This window comes from Microbacterium sp. 3J1, assembly GCF_001049495.1.
GTDB lineage: Bacteria > Actinomycetota > Actinomycetes > Actinomycetales > Microbacteriaceae > Microbacterium.
In genome coordinates this window covers 596220-614385 of record NZ_CDWI01000011.1, presented here as the reverse complement: position 1 = coordinate 614385, position 18166 = coordinate 596220, and the positions used below count along the sequence as shown (strand labels likewise).

The 18166-nt window shown below is 68.2% G+C and carries 16 protein-coding genes; 7 read left to right on the top strand and 9 right to left on the bottom strand.

The window, feature by feature from the left end:
• Positions 1-202 precede the first annotated feature (202 nt).
• From BN2660_RS11860 to BN2660_RS11835, 6 genes are all read right to left on the bottom strand, one after another.
• Complete coding sequence (locus BN2660_RS11860) at positions 203-1318, bottom strand: acyltransferase family protein (RefSeq protein WP_176697176.1); 1116 nt, start codon at positions 1316-1318, stop codon at positions 203-205.
• A gap of 100 nt (positions 1319-1418) precedes the next feature.
• Entirely contained in the window at positions 1419-2018 is a 600-nt protein-coding gene (locus tag BN2660_RS11855; protein ID WP_091232097.1) for a DUF305 domain-containing protein, read from the bottom strand.
• Between the two features lie 67 nt (positions 2019-2085).
• Entirely contained in the window at positions 2086-4149 is a 2064-nt protein-coding gene (locus BN2660_RS11850) for a heavy metal translocating P-type ATPase (protein WP_091233642.1), read from the bottom strand.
• Positions 4150-4356: 207 nt separating this feature from the next.
• Positions 4357-4836, bottom strand: coding sequence for a MarR family winged helix-turn-helix transcriptional regulator (locus BN2660_RS11845; RefSeq protein WP_091232094.1), 480 nt, complete (start codon positions 4834-4836; stop codon positions 4357-4359).
• 62 nt (positions 4837-4898) lie between these two features.
• On the bottom strand, positions 4899-5357 hold the full coding sequence (locus BN2660_RS11840) for a MarR family winged helix-turn-helix transcriptional regulator (RefSeq protein WP_255305149.1): 459 nt from the start codon (positions 5355-5357) through the stop codon (positions 4899-4901).
• Between the two features lies 1 nt (position 5358).
• Positions 5359-7071, bottom strand: coding sequence for an MDR family MFS transporter (locus BN2660_RS11835; protein ID WP_091232091.1), 1713 nt, complete (start codon positions 7069-7071; stop codon positions 5359-5361).
• 106 nt (positions 7072-7177) lie between these two features.
• Between BN2660_RS11835 and BN2660_RS11830 the strand changes: the two genes are divergently transcribed.
• The 7 genes from BN2660_RS11830 (at position 7178) to BN2660_RS11800 (ending at position 14291) form a co-directional block, all read left to right on the top strand.
• Complete coding sequence (locus tag BN2660_RS11830) at positions 7178-7570, top strand: ester cyclase (protein ID WP_091232088.1); 393 nt, start codon at positions 7178-7180, stop codon at positions 7568-7570.
• A 76-nt stretch (positions 7571-7646) separates the two neighbouring features.
• Positions 7647-8108, top strand: a complete 462-nt coding sequence (locus BN2660_RS11825; RefSeq protein WP_176697175.1) for a MarR family winged helix-turn-helix transcriptional regulator — start codon at positions 7647-7649, stop codon at positions 8106-8108.
• Between the two features lie 46 nt (positions 8109-8154).
• The gene (locus BN2660_RS11820; protein WP_091232083.1) at positions 8155-8577 is read left to right on the top strand and encodes an organic hydroperoxide resistance protein; all 423 of its coding nucleotides are present in this window, start codon (positions 8155-8157) and stop codon (positions 8575-8577) included.
• A 45-nt stretch (positions 8578-8622) separates the two neighbouring features.
• Entirely contained in the window at positions 8623-9600 is a 978-nt protein-coding gene (locus BN2660_RS11815) for a zinc-binding dehydrogenase (protein WP_091232080.1), read from the top strand.
• A gap of 99 nt (positions 9601-9699) precedes the next feature.
• Positions 9700-12129 carry a glycosyl hydrolase family 95 catalytic domain-containing protein gene (locus BN2660_RS11810; protein ID WP_091232074.1) on the top strand — a complete coding sequence of 810 codons (2430 nt, stop codon included), beginning with the start codon at positions 9700-9702 and terminating at the stop codon, positions 12127-12129.
• Complete coding sequence (locus tag BN2660_RS11805; RefSeq protein ID WP_091232071.1) at positions 12119-13102, top strand: acetylxylan esterase; 984 nt, start codon at positions 12119-12121, stop codon at positions 13100-13102. The genes BN2660_RS11810 and BN2660_RS11805 overlap by 11 nt, the downstream gene beginning before the upstream one ends.
• A gap of 22 nt (positions 13103-13124) precedes the next feature.
• Entirely contained in the window at positions 13125-14291 is a 1167-nt protein-coding gene (locus tag BN2660_RS11800) for an ROK family transcriptional regulator (RefSeq protein ID WP_091232068.1), read from the top strand.
• A 94-nt stretch (positions 14292-14385) separates the two neighbouring features.
• On the opposite strand, the gene BN2660_RS11795 is transcribed toward BN2660_RS11800, so the two are convergent.
• The 3 genes from BN2660_RS11795 to BN2660_RS11785 form a co-directional block, all read right to left on the bottom strand.
• Entirely contained in the window at positions 14386-16014 is a 1629-nt protein-coding gene (locus BN2660_RS11795; RefSeq protein ID WP_091232065.1) for an extracellular solute-binding protein, read from the bottom strand.
• A gap of 66 nt (positions 16015-16080) precedes the next feature.
• Entirely contained in the window at positions 16081-17058 is a 978-nt protein-coding gene (locus BN2660_RS11790) for a carbohydrate ABC transporter permease (RefSeq protein WP_255305148.1), read from the bottom strand.
• A complete protein-coding gene (locus BN2660_RS11785; protein ID WP_176697174.1) occupies positions 17055-18029 on the bottom strand; it encodes an ABC transporter permease in 975 nt (324 codons plus the stop codon). Before BN2660_RS11785 ends, BN2660_RS11790 begins: the two co-directional genes overlap by 4 nt.
• Between the last annotated feature and the right edge of the window lie 137 nt (positions 18030-18166).

The following is an 18166-nucleotide window of genomic DNA, read 5'->3' as shown; positions in this document are numbered from 1 at the left end:
ACGTCGGGCTGAGGCCACCTGTTCGACGGTCGACGGAACTTAGAGGATTATCTCCCGGCCCGTAGAGGATTGCCGCGAATCACTGCGCCAGAATGCCCCGGAATCACGCGGCAAACCACCTTATGCGTACAACCCACATCAGCGAAAGGCCGCTCTTCGGAGCGGCCTTTCGTCGTACGGGGCGCCGGTGTCGGCGCCGGGCTCAGCGGGCGGTGCTGCCGGCGAGGACCGGGTCCAGGTTCCGGAGGCGCGCACGTGCATCGAGGTGGCGCTTCCAGGCGTTCATGGGCCGCTCGACGGCGAACCAGCTCACCGTCGCCGCGACGATCGTCAGCACGACGGCCAGCGGTGCCCACGCATCGACCCCGGCGTCGCGGAGCCACCAGGTGATGGGGTAGTTCCAGAGGTAGGCCGCGTAGGAGATGACGCCGAGCCCGAGCAGCGGCTTCCACACGGCGGTGACGGTCGGGATCACGCGGAGCTTCCAGATCACCAGGACGGTCAGGGCTCCGATGAGGGCTCCGCCGACGAGATAGAACACGACCGACTCCTTCGCTCCGGGAACGAGGGCGAGTGCCGCGAGACCCGCGCCGCCGACCATGGCGCCGATGGTGGCGCGTCGGCCACGGAGGTGACGGTCGATGGACGCCTGCCCGAGTTGTGCGGCTGCACCGATCACCATGGCGATGGTCCAGATGGCGGGGTGGTCATAGGCCCGGTCGATCCGATCGGATGTGCTCAGCACCGTGGCGACGAGCCACAGGATGAGTCCTCCGGAGGCGAGCGCGATGACGATCCGCATTCGGCGGAACCGGATGCCGACGGCGAGGATGAGCGGCCAGATCAGGTAGAACTGCTCCTCGTTCGCGAGCGTCCACAGGTGGCTGAGGTTCGCACTGCCGTGATCGAACCCGGGGATGTTCATCGTGTAGGTCAGCGAGACGAGCACCGACCGGACGACGGAGCCTCTGGTGCCGGAGACGTCGAGGATTCCCTCGACGATGATGAACCCGATGAGCAGGAACACGAGCGCGGGGATGAGTCGGATCGCACGGTTGCGGTAGAAGCGTCCGTACCGGACCTTCCCGTACTGGCGCAGGTCGGCGACGAGCAGTCCTGTGATCAGGTACCCGCTGAGGGTGAAGAAGATGACGACGCCGACGATGCCACCGCCGCCGACCGCTTCGGGCCACGAGTGTCGGATCAGCACGAGCAGGATCGCGACGCCTCGGAGAAGGTCCAGACCTTCGATGCGGTGTTGCGTGGATACTCGACTCCTCGCCGAGTCTGTTTCGCGCGCGAACGCACGCGACGTCATGCTCCCCATCGTTCCCCCAGAACGGTCAGCGCTCCCCAGCGGTGCTGACCGCAACTCTAGGGGACGCCTCCCCAAGAAGGGAAGGTCGTCTTTCCCCCATTCAGAGGGTCGCGAGAATATCCCTCATTGCGGCGATCTCGGTCGTCTGCGTCTCGATGATGGTATGCGCGAGGGCGATGGCGTCGGGATCGCGGCCGTTGTCGACCTCCTCCTGCGCCATCGTGACGGCACCCTCGTGGTGACGGATCATCTGCTCGAGGAACACCCGACCGGCATCCTCACCGCTGGCATCCGCGAGCTCCTGCATGTCGGTCTCGGACATCATCCCGCTGCCGTGATCCATGCCGTCTGCGCCGGAGACATCGGCGCCCCACTCCTCGAGCCACTCGTTCATCGTCCGGATCTCCGGCTCCTGGGCGGCCTTGATCTCCTCGGCCAGGGCGACGACGCGATCGTCGACGCCGTCCTTGCCGAGAAGCATGTCGGACATCTCGACGGCCTGCGCGTGGTGCTCCTTCATCATTCTCGCGAACATGATGTCGGCGTCATCGGCCTCCGCGGATGCCGGAGCGCTGCTGCTGCCGCCCCCGTGGTCCATGCCCGGCATGTCGCCGTCGCCGGCGCCCCCGCCGGCGCAGCCGACCAGGGCGAGGAGGGCGGTGAGGGTGAGGGCGGCGCTCGCCCCAGAACGGTTCTTCATGGTGATCCTCCGAGGTTCGATGATGGACGCGCCAGAATGGCGCGAAGGGCGATGGTGCGCACAGGGGCTACCGATCGATGACGGCACCCGGGGTGAGGTCCAGGCGGCGCAGGAGCTGAGCGTTGAGCGCGACGACGATGGTGGACAGCGACATCAGGACCGCGCCGACGGACATCGGCAGCACGAAGCCCAGCGGCGCGAGGACACCGGCGGCCAGCGGCACGGAGATGAGGTTGTATCCTGCGGCCCACCACAGGTTCTGCGTCATCTTGCGGTAGCTGGCCCGGGAGAGCTCGATCACGGACAGGACGGATCTGGGGTCGTCGCTGGCGAGGATGACTCCGGCCGAGGCGATGGCGACATCGGTGCCCGCGCCGATGGCGATCCCCACGTCAGCCTGTGCGAGAGCAGGTGCGTCGTTCACGCCGTCGCCGACCATCGCCACCTTGCGCCCCTCGGACTGCAGTTGCTTCACCCTGGAGGCCTTGTCCTCCGGCCTGACACCCGCGAAGAACCGGTCGATGCCGAGATCGGCGGCCACGGAGGCTGCGACCGCTTCGGCGTCACCGGTGATCATGACCACCTGGACACCGCGACGACGCAGCGCGCTGACGGCCTCTCGGGATTCCGGCCGGATCTCATCGGACAGACGCAGGGCCCCCACGACCGTGCCGTCGACGAGGACGTGCAGGATGATGGCGCCCTCCGTGCGCCACGCGTCCGCCACGCCGAGCTCAGACGCGTGCTCCTGCTCGAGCATGTTCGGCCCACCCACCTGCACGGTACGGCCGTCCACGCGGGCGCGCACGCCCACGGCCGGAGACGATTCGAAGTCCTGGGCACCGGGGACGGCGAGATCCTCCTGTGTCGCCGCGGCGACGATGGCGCGCGCCAAAGGGTGCTCGGAATCCGCTTCCGCGGCGGCAGCGAGAGCCAGCAGCTCGTCGGCGGTCATGTCGCCGGCCGGTTCGACGGCGGTCACGGCGGGAGCGCCCTTCGTGAGGGTGCCGGTCTTGTCGAACAGCACCGTGTCGACCGTCCGCATGCTCTCCAGCGCGAGGCGGTCCTTCACCAGGACGCCGGCGCGAGCGGCGCGTTCGGTCGCGATCGACACGACGAGGGGGATCGCCAGGCCGAGCGCGTGCGGGCAGGCGATGACCAGCACTGTGATGGTGCGGATCACGGCCTGGTCCGGCAGCCCGACGAGCGTCCACACCACGGCCGTGACGACGCCCGCTCCCAGCGCGAACCAGAACAGCCATCCGGCGGCGCGGTCGGCCAGGCGCTGCGCTCGTGACGACGAGCTCTGGGCCTCGGTGACGAGCTTCTGGATGCCGGCGAGCGCGGTGTCCGGCCCGACGGCGGTGACCTCCACCCGCACTCCGGAGTCGGTGGCGACGGTTCCCGCGACGACCTGGTCTCCGCCGACACGACGCACCGGGCGAGACTCCCCCGTGATCATCGACTCGTCCATGCTCGCAGAGCCCTGCACGATGCGACCATCCGCAGGAACCCGGCCCCCGGGGCGGACGACGACGACGTCGCCCACCCGCAAGTCGGACGGTGCGACCGTGATCGTGCCGTCGCCCTCGAGCTTCTCCGCCTCGTCGGGCAGGAGTGCGGCCAACGAGTCCAACGCGGAGGTCGTCTGAGCGAGGGAGCGCATCTCGATCCAGTGGCCGAGGAGCATGATGACGATCAGCAGCGCCAGTTCCCACCAGAAGTCCAGCTCGTGATGCAGCACCCCGGCACTCGCGCCCCAGGATGCGAGGAACGCGACGGTGATGGCCAGGGCGATGAGCAGCATCATCCCGGGCTTGCGCGCACGAAGCTCGCTCACCGCGCCCGTCAGGAAGGGGGCGCCGCCCCACACGTACATGACGGTTCCGAGCACCGGGGACACCCAGGTCGCCCACGCCGCATCGGGCAACGGGTAGCCCAGCAGCATCGAGAACATCATGGAGAAGCCCACCACCGGCACGGCCAGCACGAGCATGATCCAGAACAGGCGACGGAACTGCCCGACGTGGTCCCCGTGACCGCTGTGACCGTCGTGGCCGCCGTGATGCGCGTGCGCGCTCTGATCGGCCTCGTGGCTCTCGTGACCTGGGGTGGGCGCCCCATGCGTCATCGCGGTGTGATCGTGCGGGCTCATGAGGAGCCTCCTTCGCTTGTGACGAGATCGATGTCTTCGCGGTCCCTGTCGGACCCACTATACCCCCCGGGGGTATTACTGGCGCCACGATCCCTGATGTCGAGGTCCGCCGTCGAACGCCGCGTCGCCCGCCTCGCCGTGCACAGAGAAGAACCCCGCTCTTCCGAACGGGGTTCTCACATGTCATGCCGGGTCTGCGCCCAGCGAGGACAGCAGCGCGGTGAAGTGCTCCAGGTCGGCGGCCGTCCAGCGGCGCAGCCGATCCCCGAGGCGTTTCTCGTACCGGGCGCGCGCCACTGCGATCCGCTCCTGCGCAAGGTCCGTGGCGACGAGCACCCGTGCGCGGCGGTCCTCCGGATCGTGCACGCTCTCGACGAGTCCCAGCTGCTCGAGTTGGCGCACGTGCCGGCTCACTGCCGACTTGTCGGTCTGCAGGCGCTCGATGATGGCGCCGGCCGAGGTGGCCTTGCCCGACGCGATCGACGTGAGCACCTGGTAGCCCAAGGGCTGCAGGTCCGGATGCACCGTCGCGGCCGCCTCACGCCAGCTGACGCGGATGCGGGCGAACAGTCGTCCGAGTTCCTGCTCGACCCGGTTCACTGCGTCGTCCAGATCGGCGATCGGTAGGCCGGGATCGGCGATGTCGTCGGGCACGGCGCTCATACCCGCCAGCTTACGGCGACGCCCCGCTGCCGATCGCGGCAGCGGGGCGTCGAGAATGCGCCTCAGACCTCGGCGAGGAGCCGGAACGCCTTCGACGCCGCAGAGACTTCGTCGGGAGTCAGCTCGCCGATCACGGTGCGCAGCCGCGCGGCGTGCTCGCGCCGGAGCTCGATGAGCACCTCCGACGCCGCCGGCGTCGCGGACAGCACACGCAGCCGACCGTCGCGCTCGTCGGGCCGCGACTCGATCAGGTCGAACTCCTCCAGCATCCGCACCTGGCGGCTGACCATGGACTTGTCCATCTCGAATCTCTCGGCCAGCTCATGCGCGTTCGCGGTTCCCGCGCGATCGATGAACGTCAGCAGTTTGTAGCCCGCGACCGCGAGGTCGGGATGGACGCGCACGGCCGACTCCTTCCAGAGCGACCTCGTCCTCACGAAGATGAGGTTGAGATGCGCCTGGAGGTCGCCGAGCGCCGTGTCCACGTCGTGCGACGGGATCGCGTCCGAGGAGGCGATCACCTCAGCGTCCCTTCTTCCGATCGTCGCGCTCGAGCACGGTGACCGAACCCGTGGCGGGCGTCGACGACTCGCCGGCGATCCGGATGGTCCCCGTCGACATGGTGGCGCCGACCTCGGCCTCCGAGACCTCGAGCACCGACTCCTCAGCCTGCTCGCGCAGCTGCTCCGCGGCGTTCTTCGTCGACAGCGGCTTGTTCCTGATGAACGCGATCGCGATGATGGCGATCACCGCGAGCGGGATGGCGATGATGAAGGCGTCGGCGATGCCGTGGCCGTAGGCCCCCTCGACGATCGAGCGGATCGTGTCAGGCAGCTGCGTGACCTTCGGCACGTCGCCCGAGGCGAGGTGCTTGAGTGCGTCGACCTCTTCGGGCGTGGTCGGCGTGAAGCCGTCGAGCGCATCGGTAATGTAGTTCGCCACGCTGGTCGAGAGCGACGCGCCCATGACGGTGACACCGATGGTGCCGGCGATCGTGCGGAAGAAGTTGACGTTCGACGAGGCGGCGCCCAACTGCTGCGGAGCGGTGTCGTTCTGCACGATGAGGGTGAGGTTCTGCATGACCATGCCGAGGCCCGCGCCGAGCACGAACATGTAGACGGCGACCAGCGGGAACGGGGTGTCGTAGCGCAGGGTGGCCATCAGGCTGACGCCGACCGTGGTGAGCACGGAGCCTGTGAGCATCCAGCCCTTCCACTTGCCGAACCGGCTGACGAGCTGACCGATGATGATCGACGCGCCCATCTGCCCGACGATCATGGGGATCGTCATGAGACCCGACTCGGTGGGCGTGGCTCCGCGCGCGAGCTGGAAGTACTGCGCCAGGAACACGGAGGTCGCGAACATCGAGACGCCGATGGCGATGGAGGCGATGACCGAGAGGGTGAACGTGCGGTTGCGGAACAGCGACATCGGCACGATCGGTTCCTTGACGAAGAACTCGACGGTGATGAAGGCCGCGATCGCGACACCCGCGATGACGGCGAGCATGATGCTCGTCGAGGAGTCCCAGTCGAACTCGCTGCCGCCCATCGAGACCCAGATGAGCAGGGTCGAGACGCCGACGGCGAGCAGCACGATACCGAAGTAGTCGATCGAGACCTTGCTGTCGCGCTGGGGCTTGGGCAGGTGCAGGGTGAACTGCAGCAGCACGATGGCGAGGATCGCGAAGGGCACGCCGACGAAGAAGTTCGAGCGCCAGCCCCAGACGTCCGTGAGGAGTCCGCCGAGCAGCGGGCCGCCGATGGTGCCGAGCGCCATGATGCCGCCGACGACGCCCATGTACTTGCCGCGCTCACGCGGCGAGATGATGAGAGCGACCGCGATCATCACGAGCGACATCAGTCCGCCCACGCCGATGCCCTGGATCACCCGGACGGCGATCAGCATGTTCGTGTCGGTCGAGAAGCCGGCGATCACGGTGCCGACGGTGAAGATGATGAGAGACAGCTGCACGAGGATCTTGCGATCGACGAGGTCGGCGAGCTTGCCCCAGATGGGCGTCGAGACGGCGGTCGCCAGAAGGCTGGCCGTGATGACCCAGGTGTACTGGGACTGCGTGCCGCCGAGGTCGGCGATGATGACCGGCATCGAGGTCGACACCACGGTGCCCGACAGCACGGCGACGAACATGCCGACGACGAGTCCGGAGATCGCGGTGAAGACCTCGCGGGGCGAGCGCGCCGCCTCGGAGGGTGAAGAAGAGATGGATGTCACTGTGAAGATGCTCCCGCGTACTAGTTGAGTTGGATCAACTATATCTCGATAGTTGCGAAAGCGCAACTATCGACCCCACTGCGGGGCGATGCGAGAGGATGAGCGAGTGGAGCCGTGGGAACTGCGAGAGTGGCACGCCGATTTCATCGACGCCTGCAACCGGCACGATCTGAACGCCGTGCGCGAGTTCGTGGCCCCCGCCGTGCGGCGCGCACACCTTCCTGGTGGGGTCGACGCCTGGATCTCGGACTTCGCGGACCTCTTCCACGCCTTCCCCGATTGGCAGTGGAAGCGGATCCGGCTCGTCATCGAGGACGACCGTCTCGCCGCGCACCTCCGCGGCGGCGGGACGCATCTCAGCGACTTCCGGGGCATGGCCGCCACCCGGCGGAGGGTCAATGTCGCGGAGTTCTCGATGTCCCGAGTCGAACACGGGCGCATCATCGAGTACACGAGCTCCGACACCGAATCCCTGATCCGGTCTCAGCTCGGGTCGTGAGCCCGCCAGCCCGAGGCGTCGCTCGAGCCACCGCCGATAGATTGTGCACAATTCAATAGCCTGCAATACTCGTCTGATGGCCGTGACCGATGAGATGGTGTGCTTCTCGCTGTACTCCGCCGCGCGAGCGACGACCCAGGCGTACCGTTCGCTGCTCGCACCGTGGGGCCTCACCTACCCGCAGTACCTCGTCCTCGCGATCCTGTGGCACGAGGGAGAGCAGACGATCGGCTCGCTGGGAGACGCCATGCAGCTGGATTCCGGCACGCTGTCTCCCCTGGTCCGCCGCATCGAGCAGGCGGGCTACGTGCGCAGGACGCGCAGCGCCCACGACGAGCGGGTCGTCCTCGTGCAGCTCACCGACGCGGGTCAGGCGCTGCGCGCCGAGGTCGCCCCGATCCAGACGCGCGTGGCCGAGCTCGCCGGCGTGCACGACGACGCGCACCGCCGACGACTGATCGGCGAACTGCACGGACTCACGGAACTGCTGCAGCGCGTCGCCTCCGATGCCGCCGCGATCGCCCGTGACGATCTCTGACCACCACCCACGATCTGTGTCGATGACACACGGAAGGATCCACACGATGGAAGCTCTGTACACCGCCGAGGCACTCGCCACGGGCGCAGGACGAGACGGACGCGTCGCCACGAGCGAGGGACGACTCGAGCTCGACCTCGCCGTCCCCAAGGAGCTGGGCGGCAGCGGCGACGGCGCCAACCCCGAGCAGCTCTTCGCCGCCGGATACGCCGCCTGCTTCCACTCCGCCCTGCAGACCGTCGCGCGGGCGCAGAAGGTGAAGCTCACCGACACCTCCGTCGGCGCTCGCGTGCAGATCGGCCCGAATGGCGAGGGCGGCTTCGGACTCGCCGTGCAGCTCGAGGTCGTGATCCCCGACCTTCCGCACGATCAGGCTCAGGCGCTGGCCGACGCTGCGCACAAGGTGTGCCCGTACTCGAACGCCACTCGCGGCAACATCGACGTCCAGATCACGGTCTCCGACGACTGACCCGCCGCGAACAGACACACCCCCGACCTTTCAAGGAGAAACCTTATGCGCGCACTCATCCACGACAGCTTCGGCGAACCCGAAGACGTCCTCCACATCGCCGATCGCCCCCTGCCCGAGCCCGGCCCCGGCCAGGTGCGTCTGAAGATCGTGCTGTCGCCGATCCACAATCATGACCTGTGGACGATCCGCGGCACGTACGGCTTCAAGCCCGACCTGCCCGCGGCATCCGGCACCGAGGCGCTGGGCATCGTCGACGCTCTCGGAGAGGGCGTCGACGGACTGACCGTCGGGCAGCGCGTCGCCACCGGAGGCACGTTCGGAGCATGGGCCGAGTACGTCGTCGCGACAGCCGCCGGGCTCATCCCCGTGCCGGAGTCGCTGAGCGACGAGAGCGCGGCCCAGCTCGTCTCGATGCCCTTCAGCACCATCAGCCTCTTGGAGTTCCTGAGCGCGAAGGAAGGCGACTGGATCGTCCAGAACGCGGCGAACGGCGCGGTCGGACGCATGCTGGCGCAGCTCGGAGCCGCGCGCGGAGTGAACGTGATCGGCCTCGTGCGCCGCTCTGCGGGAGTCGACGAGCTCCGCGAGCAGGGAATCGACCGCGTCGTGGCGACCGACGACGAGGGCTGGCGCGACCGCGTCGCCGAGATCACCGGCGGCGCGCATATCGCCTTCGGCATCGACTCGGTTGGCGGAACGTCTGCGGGCGACGTGCTCTCCCTCCTCGGAGAGGGCGGCACCCTCGTGGCCTTCGGCGCGATGTCCTCCCCGACCATGGAGATCGCCTCCGGCGACGTCATCTTCAAGCAGGCCACGGTGAAGGGGTTCTGGGGCAGCAAGGTCATCCAGACCATGGATGCCTCGACGCGAGGCGCCCTGTTCGGCGAGCTGATCCAGCGCGTCACGGATGCCACGCTCACTCTTCCGGTGGCCGGGGTCTTCGACGCGGCCGATGCGGCGGACGCCGTGCGCGCGAGCAACACGGCCGGGCGCGTGGGCAAGGTTCTCCTCTCGTTCTGAAACCCCCGAGACGGGTCGCACGCGGTATTACTTGACATCGGTAATTAATACCGCATACGCTGACGGTGCCATCGAATCGATCGACCACACCGGAGTGCGATGACCGACACACTGCGCCTCAGCTGGGATGCCCCCGCTCCTCGCTGGGAGTCGGCAACCCCGTTGGGAAACGGCCGCATCGGCGCCATGGTCTTCGGCGGCGCGGACGGCCGTTTCCAGATCAACGACTCGACCGTCTGGTCGGGTCATCCGGACGCCCCGGCGCAGGCTCGCGAACGCGTGCTCGCCCGGGGTGCCGGCCCCCGGCGGCTCGCCGAGGTGCGCGCAGCCCTCGACGCCGGGGATGTCCGCCGCGCGGAAGACCTCCTGATGGCCTTCGAAGGTCCGTACTCCCAGGAGTTCCTGCCCCTCGCCGACCTTCGCGTGACCGTCGAGGCAGCCGCACCCGAGACCCCGTCCCGCGTCCTCGACCTCGATGACGCGACGGTCACCGAGTCGTTCCGGGTCGCCGAAGGCGGCGTCCGGCGACGCTCGTGGGCATCGGCCCCCGCCCAGGCGCTGATCGTGTCGCTCGAGGGCGACGTGGAGTTCGACGTCACGCTCGAGCTCTCCACGCCGCTGCGCGGCGAAGCCATCGTGTCGACGAGCGGGATGCTGCTCGACGTGCAGGTGCCGGTCGACGGCGCGCCGCTGCACGAAGCGTCGATCGAGCCCGGCCACCGGTACGCAGACCCTGACGCGAAGGACGAGTACGACGCGTACGCCGCCGTCGCCGTCTCTCTCGACTCCGACGGCGAGAGGGAGACCACACCTGGTCGCCTCGTCGTTCGCAGAGCCCGCCGCCTGCTGATCGCCCTGTCCACATCGTCGCGCGCCGAGTCGTGGTGGGCCGACGCCGACGGGGACTGGCGGACCGCCTCACGCGAGGCGATCCGGGATCGCGCCCGAGAGAGAGCGGATGCCGCGTCACGCCGTGACAGCGCCTCGCTTCTCGCCGAGCACGTCGCCGACCGGCGACGCACCACTCGGGCGCGGTTCGCGATCGGCAGTCGGCGCGAGGGCACCTGGGATGCCGAGCGCGAGGTCCTGCACGGCGACGACCCGTTGCTGCGCGCCACGGTCGCGGCCGAATACGGCATGTACCTGCTCGCCTCGAGTTCCCGCGCCGGCAGTCCCCCCGCCAACCTGCAGGGGATCTGGAACGATCAGCTGCGCCCCGCCTGGTCGTCGAACTACACGATCAACATCAACACCGAGATGAACTACTGGGCGGCACCCGTGCTGCTCTCGCCGGACGTCTTCGAACCGCTGATCGCTCTGGTCGAGCGAGTGGCGCGAGACGGGGCCGACACGGCGCGCGAGCTGTACGGTGCGCGCGGATGGGTCGCCCACCACAACACCGACATGTGGGCGTGGAGTCTGCCGGTCGGCAACGGTCGCGGAGCCGCGAGCTGGGCCATCTGGATGATGGGCGGCGTCTGGCTCTCGCACAACCTGTGGGACGCCTACGAGTTCAGCGGGGACCGAGAGCTTCTGCGCACTCGGATCTGGCCGCTCCTCCGAGGCGCAGTGGAGTTCTGCCTGGACTGGCTGGTCGCCGACTCCGACGGAGCCCTCCGCACCTCACCCTCCACCTCGCCCGAGAACTCGTACCGCTCGGCCGACGGCCACCCGACGCCGCTCGGCCTCACGGCGCAGTCGGACCTGACTCTGATCGGCTCGCTCTTCGCCCGGTCGCTCGTCGCCATCGCGGACCTCGAGCTCGACGATGCGATCGAGGCGGAGGTGCGCGATGCTCTCGCCCTCCTCGCGCCGCTCCGCATCGGCTCCGACGGGCGCCTCCTCGAGTGGTCCGACGAGGTGGTCGAGCATGAGCCGCTCCACCGCCACCTCTCCCCCGTGACCGGCCTGTACCCGCTCGACACGATCACCGCGGACGGCACCCCGGAACTGTTCGTCGCCGCGGTGCGCTTCCTCGACGGGCGCGGCCCCGGCGCCATGGGCTGGTCGTGGGCCTGGAAGGTCGCCCTCCGGGCGCGCGCCGGTCAGGGCGAGACGGCCGCGGCTCTTCTCGAGGAGGCGCTGACGCCCTTCGACGGCGACGCGTCCCGGCACGGGCCGGTCGACGGCTCGGAGTGGGGCGGACTGCTGCCCAACCTCTTCAGCACGCATCCGCCTTTCCAGATCGACGGCAACCTCGGCTTCCCGGCTGCCATCACCGAGATGCTCGTGCAGAGTCACGGCGGGATCCTCCGTCTGCTGCCCGCACTGCCTTCGGGATGGACGGAAGGGCGAGCGCAGGGCATAGCCGTCAGACCGGGGCTCCTGCTCGATCTCTCGTGGGAGCACAGTCGCGTCCTGGACGCCGTGCTGCACAACCCCGCACCGGGATCCCGCACGATCGAGGTCCTCGACGGCGAACGGCGGATCACCGTCGAGGTGCCCGCCGGCGCATCCGTCGCGATCCCCGGTCTCGGAGAGACCGAACCCGCCGCCGATTCCGTCGAGGAGGAATCGCGTGCGCGGTGAGCCGGCGACGGTCGACGTCCCCACCACGCAGACCGAGCCCGACGACTTCGACGCGTTCTGGGCGGAGACGCTCGCTGTGACACGGAGCCTGCCCCTCGACCTCAGGCTGGCGCCCCACTCGACCCGTCTGACGCAGATCGACGTCTACGACGTGTCGTTCCGCGGCTTCGGCGGCACCCCGATCCGCGCGTGGCTGCGCCTCCCCCGCGGCGCCAGCGGACCGCTGCCCGGCATCGTCCAGTTCTTCGGATACGGCAACGGTCGCGGTCACGCGTTGCGGGACCTTCGCTGGGCGTCGGCGGGGTACGCACACCTCGTGGTCGACGCGCGCGGGCAGGGTCATGGCGACACCGACGACGACCACGCCGACGGCGGTCCGTCTGCGGGCGGATTCCTCACCCGCGGCCTTCGCTCCCCGCAGGAGTACTACTACCGACGGGTCTACGCGGATGCGGCCCGCGCCGTCGATGCACTGCGGGCGATCGAGTTCGTGGACCCGGCGAGGGTCGGAGCGGTAGGCGCGAGCCAGGGCGGCGGCATCGCTCTCGCGATCGCCTCTCTCGTTCCCGATATCGCCGTCGCCATCGTGCAGGCGCCGTTCCTCTGCGAACTCGACACGGCCGCGACGCTGAGCTCGGAGCATCCGTACACCCTTCTGAGGCAGTACTTCGCCGACCGTCGAGCAGACACCTCCGTCGCTCTCGACACGCTGCGCTACTTCGACGGCGTCAACCACGCGAAGCGCGCCACGGCGCCGGCCCTGCTGAGCACGGGCCTCCTCGACGGGATCGCCCCTCCCTCGACGGTCCTCCCGGCGTTCACGGCGTACGGGGGCGAGAAGACCATCGTGCTGTGGCCGCACAACGGCCACGAAGCCGGCGGCGACCTCGACGAGGAGAACGCCCTGGAGTTCGCGGCCCGACATCTGTCGCCGGCCGTACCGGCGCGCGAATCGGCCGATTCGCTACGATAGCCGACACCGACTGAAGGACCTGATGGACCACGACACCGCCGCGCGCACGACCCTCATCCGCTCGGCCTCCGACGCGGGTTCGCGGGTCTTCGAGACGATCCTCACGCGCAGCCCCATCAGTCGCATCGACATCGCACGGGAGACCGGACTCTCTCAGGCGGCCGTGACCAAGGCGGTCGCACCGCTGGTCGCGGCAGGACTGGTCGACGCGCCCCCGGCCCCGCACCGGGACGGAACTCCGGGACGCCCCGTGAGCCCCGTGTCGATCGTCCTCGAGTCGATGGTCATGATCGGCGTGAAGGTCAACGTGGACGAGGTGATCGCCGTGGCGACCGACCTGGCGACCACCGTCCTGGCCAGCGGAAGAAAGGCTCTCTCCGAAGACGATCCGCACGCGGTGATCGAAGCGATCGTCGAGGTCGTGACCGATCTCGAGACGGCGCTGGGTGCGGCAGCATCCGCCATCGCCGGGGTCGGCGTCTCCGTATCGGGAGACGTCGACGGCTCGAGCGGCATCGTGCGGGAGTCCAACATCATGGGCTGGGCCGACGTCCCTCTCGCCGACCTGCTGCAGGAGCGCCTGCCCTGGCCCGTGACGCTCGAGAACGACGTCCATGCGCTGACGATCGGCGAGCACTGGTTCGGCGTTGGTCTCGGCACGGCATCCTTCGCCATCGTCACGATCGGCCGCGGCATCGGCAGCGGCCTGCATCTGAACGGCGAGGTCGTCAGCGGCGCCTTCGGTGTCGCCGGCGAGATCGGCCACCTCCCCCTCGCCGACCCCGCTCTGGTCTGCCCCTGCGGTCGGCGCGGCTGCGTCGAGGCCGCGGCATCGACCGGCGCGATCGAGAACGCGGTCTCCACCGCCCTCGGACGACCGGTCGCGATCGCCGAGGCTGTCGCGCTCGCACACGCCGGCGACCCCGATGCCGACGCCGCGTTCCGTGCGGCGGCCGCGCTCATCGGCACGGCCATCGCCACGCTCGTGAACCTCACCGGCCCCGAGGTCGTCATCATCGGCGGCGAGGGGGTCTCGGACTTCGATCTCTTCGAGAAGACACTGCGCGACGCCTTCGAGGCCCACGCGTTCGGTGCCGCGGTGCGCTGCCGCATCGTGACCCGGCCGCACACCTTCGAGGACTGGGCCCGCGGCGCCGCCGCAGCGGCCATCCAGTCCCTCGTCCGCTGACCCGTCGTCCGAGCGCACCGCTGTCGCACGTCGCACGCCTTCCCCACGCAGAAGTGCGTGGGGCGGAATCGTCCGCCCCACGCACCTCCCGTCGTCAGATCGCCTCGTACAGCTCCTGCAGCAGCTCGAGGTAGCGGGAGAGGCCGAGTCCCTCGAGGTCGGCCGCGTAGGCGTCCCACGTCGCATCGTCCTCGATGTCGCGCTGGCCCGTGACGAACTCCGCCTGAGCCTGCGTGATGTACGTCGAGATGTTGGTCTGCAGCTCGGCGAGCTCGGCCGACGTCTCGGGATCAGGCCACAGCTTCTCGACCGGGAAGAGCAGGCTCTCGTCCGGTGCGTAGGGCTCGTACGCCTGCGATGCGTAGAGCAGACGACGCTCGTAGCCGTCCGGGGAGTAGATGTCCTCCGGGACGACCTGCGAGTTGCGGTACTCGAGCGAATCCCAGTACTGCCCCATCGAGCGCCAGGCGGCGTTCGACGTCTCGTCGTAGGTGAGCGGTGTGAACGTCGGCTCGAGCTCCGGGTCGAGTGCGACGTCGCCCTCTTCGGCAGGGACCCACGCCTCGCCCTCGGGACCCATGGCACCCAGGCGGTCGCCCTCGTCGGTGACGAGGTAGTCGATGACCTTGATGGCCTTGATGCGCTCGTCCTCTGTCGACTTGTTCGTCAGCGCGAACATGCCCAGCGGGCTCACCGGCGATCGGTACGTCGCGTACTGCGTGCCGTCGGGGCCCTTGACTGGCGGCACGGCGTCGTAGTGCGTGTCCCGGCCGTCCGGCGAATCGGCGGTGACGATCTCGTACGGATGCAGGACCGCCGCCGCCCCGAGGATCTCCGCCCCGGCGTTGTCGCCGAGAGCGCGCAGCGCCTCGCCGTTCTGCGTGAACGACGCGGTGTCGATCAGGCCCTCGTCGGCGAGTGAGGAGATGTACTGGAGTCCGGCGCGCCAGCCGTCGGTGGTGGCCGAGAGCGTGACCTCGTCGCCGTCGAGCACCAGCGGCGGCGGGCTCGACGGCGAGCCGTACGGAGCGTAGGTGAAGGCGTTCATGAAGTAGTTGATGACCGGCTCCGACGCGGAGGCGCTGAGCGCGACCTCGTCGGGCTGCCCGTTGCCGTTCGGGTCGTCGTTCTTGAAGGCGCGCAGCATGTCGCGGAGCTCTTCCGTGGTGGTCGGCTGCTCGAGCCCGAGCTTGTCCAGCCAGGTGCTGTTGACCCAGAGCTTCGACGGGTAGCTGCAGTGGTAGCACTCGGTCCATTGCGTGATCGCGTAGATATGACCGTCGGGCGCGGTGACCGACTGCTTCCAGTCGGGCTTCTCCTCGAACCGCTCCTTGAGGTTCGGTGCGTACTCGTCGATGAGGTCCTCGAGCGGGAGGAGGACGCCCTGCTGGCCGTACTTGAGGATCTCGGCGCGCGAGAACGCGTCGACCCACGGCACGAGGAAGTAGGCGTCGGGATAGTCGCCGCTGGCGAGCGACACCTGACGCTTCTCCCCCGCGACGCTTCCGTCGTAGGTGGTCGTCTGCCAGTCGAAGTCGATGTCGAGCTTCTCCTCCAGCAGCTGTGTGAACTGGTTGTCCTCGAGCGAGCCGTTCTCGCCCTGCGGGCCGAACGCGACGAGCTGACCGTTGTCGTCGCTGGGCGGGGTGCAGGCGGCGAGCGCCAGTCCCGTCGCGACGACGGTCGCCGCAGCGATCGCGCCTCGTGTGATGCGGTGTGTCATGCCGGAATCTCCTTTGACCGGTTCCTGTGTGCGGGTGTGCGTGGTGGGTCTGTGGGAGGGGTCGTGTCAGCCCTTGACGGCGCCGACCATGATCCCCTTGTTGAAGTACTTCGCGACGAACGGGTAGGCGACGAGCATCGGGATCGTGGCGATCACGACGGTCGAGTACCGCAGCAGGTCGGCGAGCTCGCGGCGACGCAGCTGCTCGGCAACGTCCCCTCCGCCGCCGGCGTCGTTGAGGATCAGCAGACCTCGGAGGACGAGCTGGAGCGGCTGCAGGTCGGCGTTGCGCAGATAGAGCAGGGCGTCGAAGTAGGAGTTCCACTGCATGATGGCGTACATCAGGGCGATGACCGCGAGCAGGGGCTTGGCGAGCGGGACCACGATGGTCCAGAGGATGCGGAGCTCCGATGCCCCGTCGAGCTGGGCCGCCTCGTAGACCTCGTCCGGCACCGAGGAGCGGAAGTACACGATCGCGATGATGACCTGCCAGACGCCGATCGCGTTCGGCAGGAGCATCGACCAGCGCGTGTCCAGCAGTCCGAGGGACTGGACGACGAGATACATCGGGATCACGCCGCCGGTGAAGAGCATCGTGAAGACGACGCCCCCGGTGATGACCTTGCGTCCGAAGAGCTGTGCACGGGACAGCGGGTAGGCGATGGCCACCGTGCCCAGGACGCTGATGAGCGTGCCCACGACGGTGTAGAACAGCGAGTTGCCGAATCCGCGCAGGATGGCCGGGTTGCCCAGTGCCTCCTCGTAGCCGCGGAACGTGAACTCGACCGGCCAGAACAGCACCCGCCCCGAGGAGACGGCCTGAGGGCTCGAGAGCGAGCTGGCGAGGATGTTGAGCAGCGGCAGCAGCACCACGAGGAGGAAGACCGTGAGCAGGATGTACGCGGCGACGACGAAGACGCGGTCGGCCCTCGTCTCCCTGACCTTGACGCCCCGGGTGAGCGGATCGCGTCTGGGGCGCCGCCTGTCGTTCCTCGCGACGACGATCTCCTCGGTGAGAAGCGCCTCGGTGTTGATCGTGGTCACCACAGTCCGTTTCCCGTCACTCGCTTGGACACCGTGTTCACCACGAGCAGGAGCACGAGGCTGATGACGGCGTTGAAGAGTCCAATCGTCGCTCCCAGACTGAAGTTCGCGTTGAGGATGCCGGTCTTGTACACGTACGTCGGGATGATCTCGGAGGTCGAGAGGTTCAACGCGTTCTGCAGGAGGAACGCCTTCTCGAAGCCGATCGCCATGATGTTGCCGACGCCGAGGATGAGGATGATGGATGCCGTCGGCAGCAGCGCCGGGATGTCGACGTTCCAGATCTTCTGCAGCCGGGACGCTCCGTCGATCTTCGCGGCCTCGTAGAGCGAGGTGTCCACCGAGGCGAGGGCCGCGAGGTAGATCACGGCCGAATAGCCGGTCGTCGTCCAGATGTCGGTCGCGACGTAGATGTGGCGGAAGAAGTCGGCATCGGCGAGCAGATCCACCTGCCCGGCCCCGAAGAAGCTGAACGTGCGGCCGAGGAGGCCGACCCGCGGGGACAGGAGCAGGATCGTCATGGAGACGACGACCACCGTGGAGATGAAGTACGGGGCGTAGGTGACCAGCTGGACGGTGCGCGTGAAGAAGCGCAGGCGCACCTCGTTCAGAGCGAGCGCGAGGATGATCGGCAACGGGAAGCTGGCGATGAGCGTGTACGCCGCGAGGATGAAGGTGTTGCCCACCAGTCGCGGGAAGACCGGATTGCCGAAGAGGTTCGTGAAGTTGTCGAATCCGACCCAGGGACTCCCCCACACGCCGTCGATCGGGTTGTAGTTCTTGAACGCGATGATGGCGTTCGCCATGGGCACGTACCGGAACACGATGAACCAGATCACCGGCAGAAGGAGCAGCAGGTAGAGCTGCCAGTAGCGGCGCAGGCTCCGTACGAGTCTCGACCGTCTGGTGGAGCGGCGGGGACTCGGTGGCGAGACCTCCGTGGGTGGTGCGTGCTCAGCACTGAGCTTCATGATCGCCCTCCTGGGCATGATTACTTTACGTCGTAATAAAACCACGACGTCGGGCAAATGTAAACGATGGGTTTTCCACACCCCGATGTGCGGCCACTGCTTGCACGTCCATTCCAAACGTGGTTTATTGACGTTGT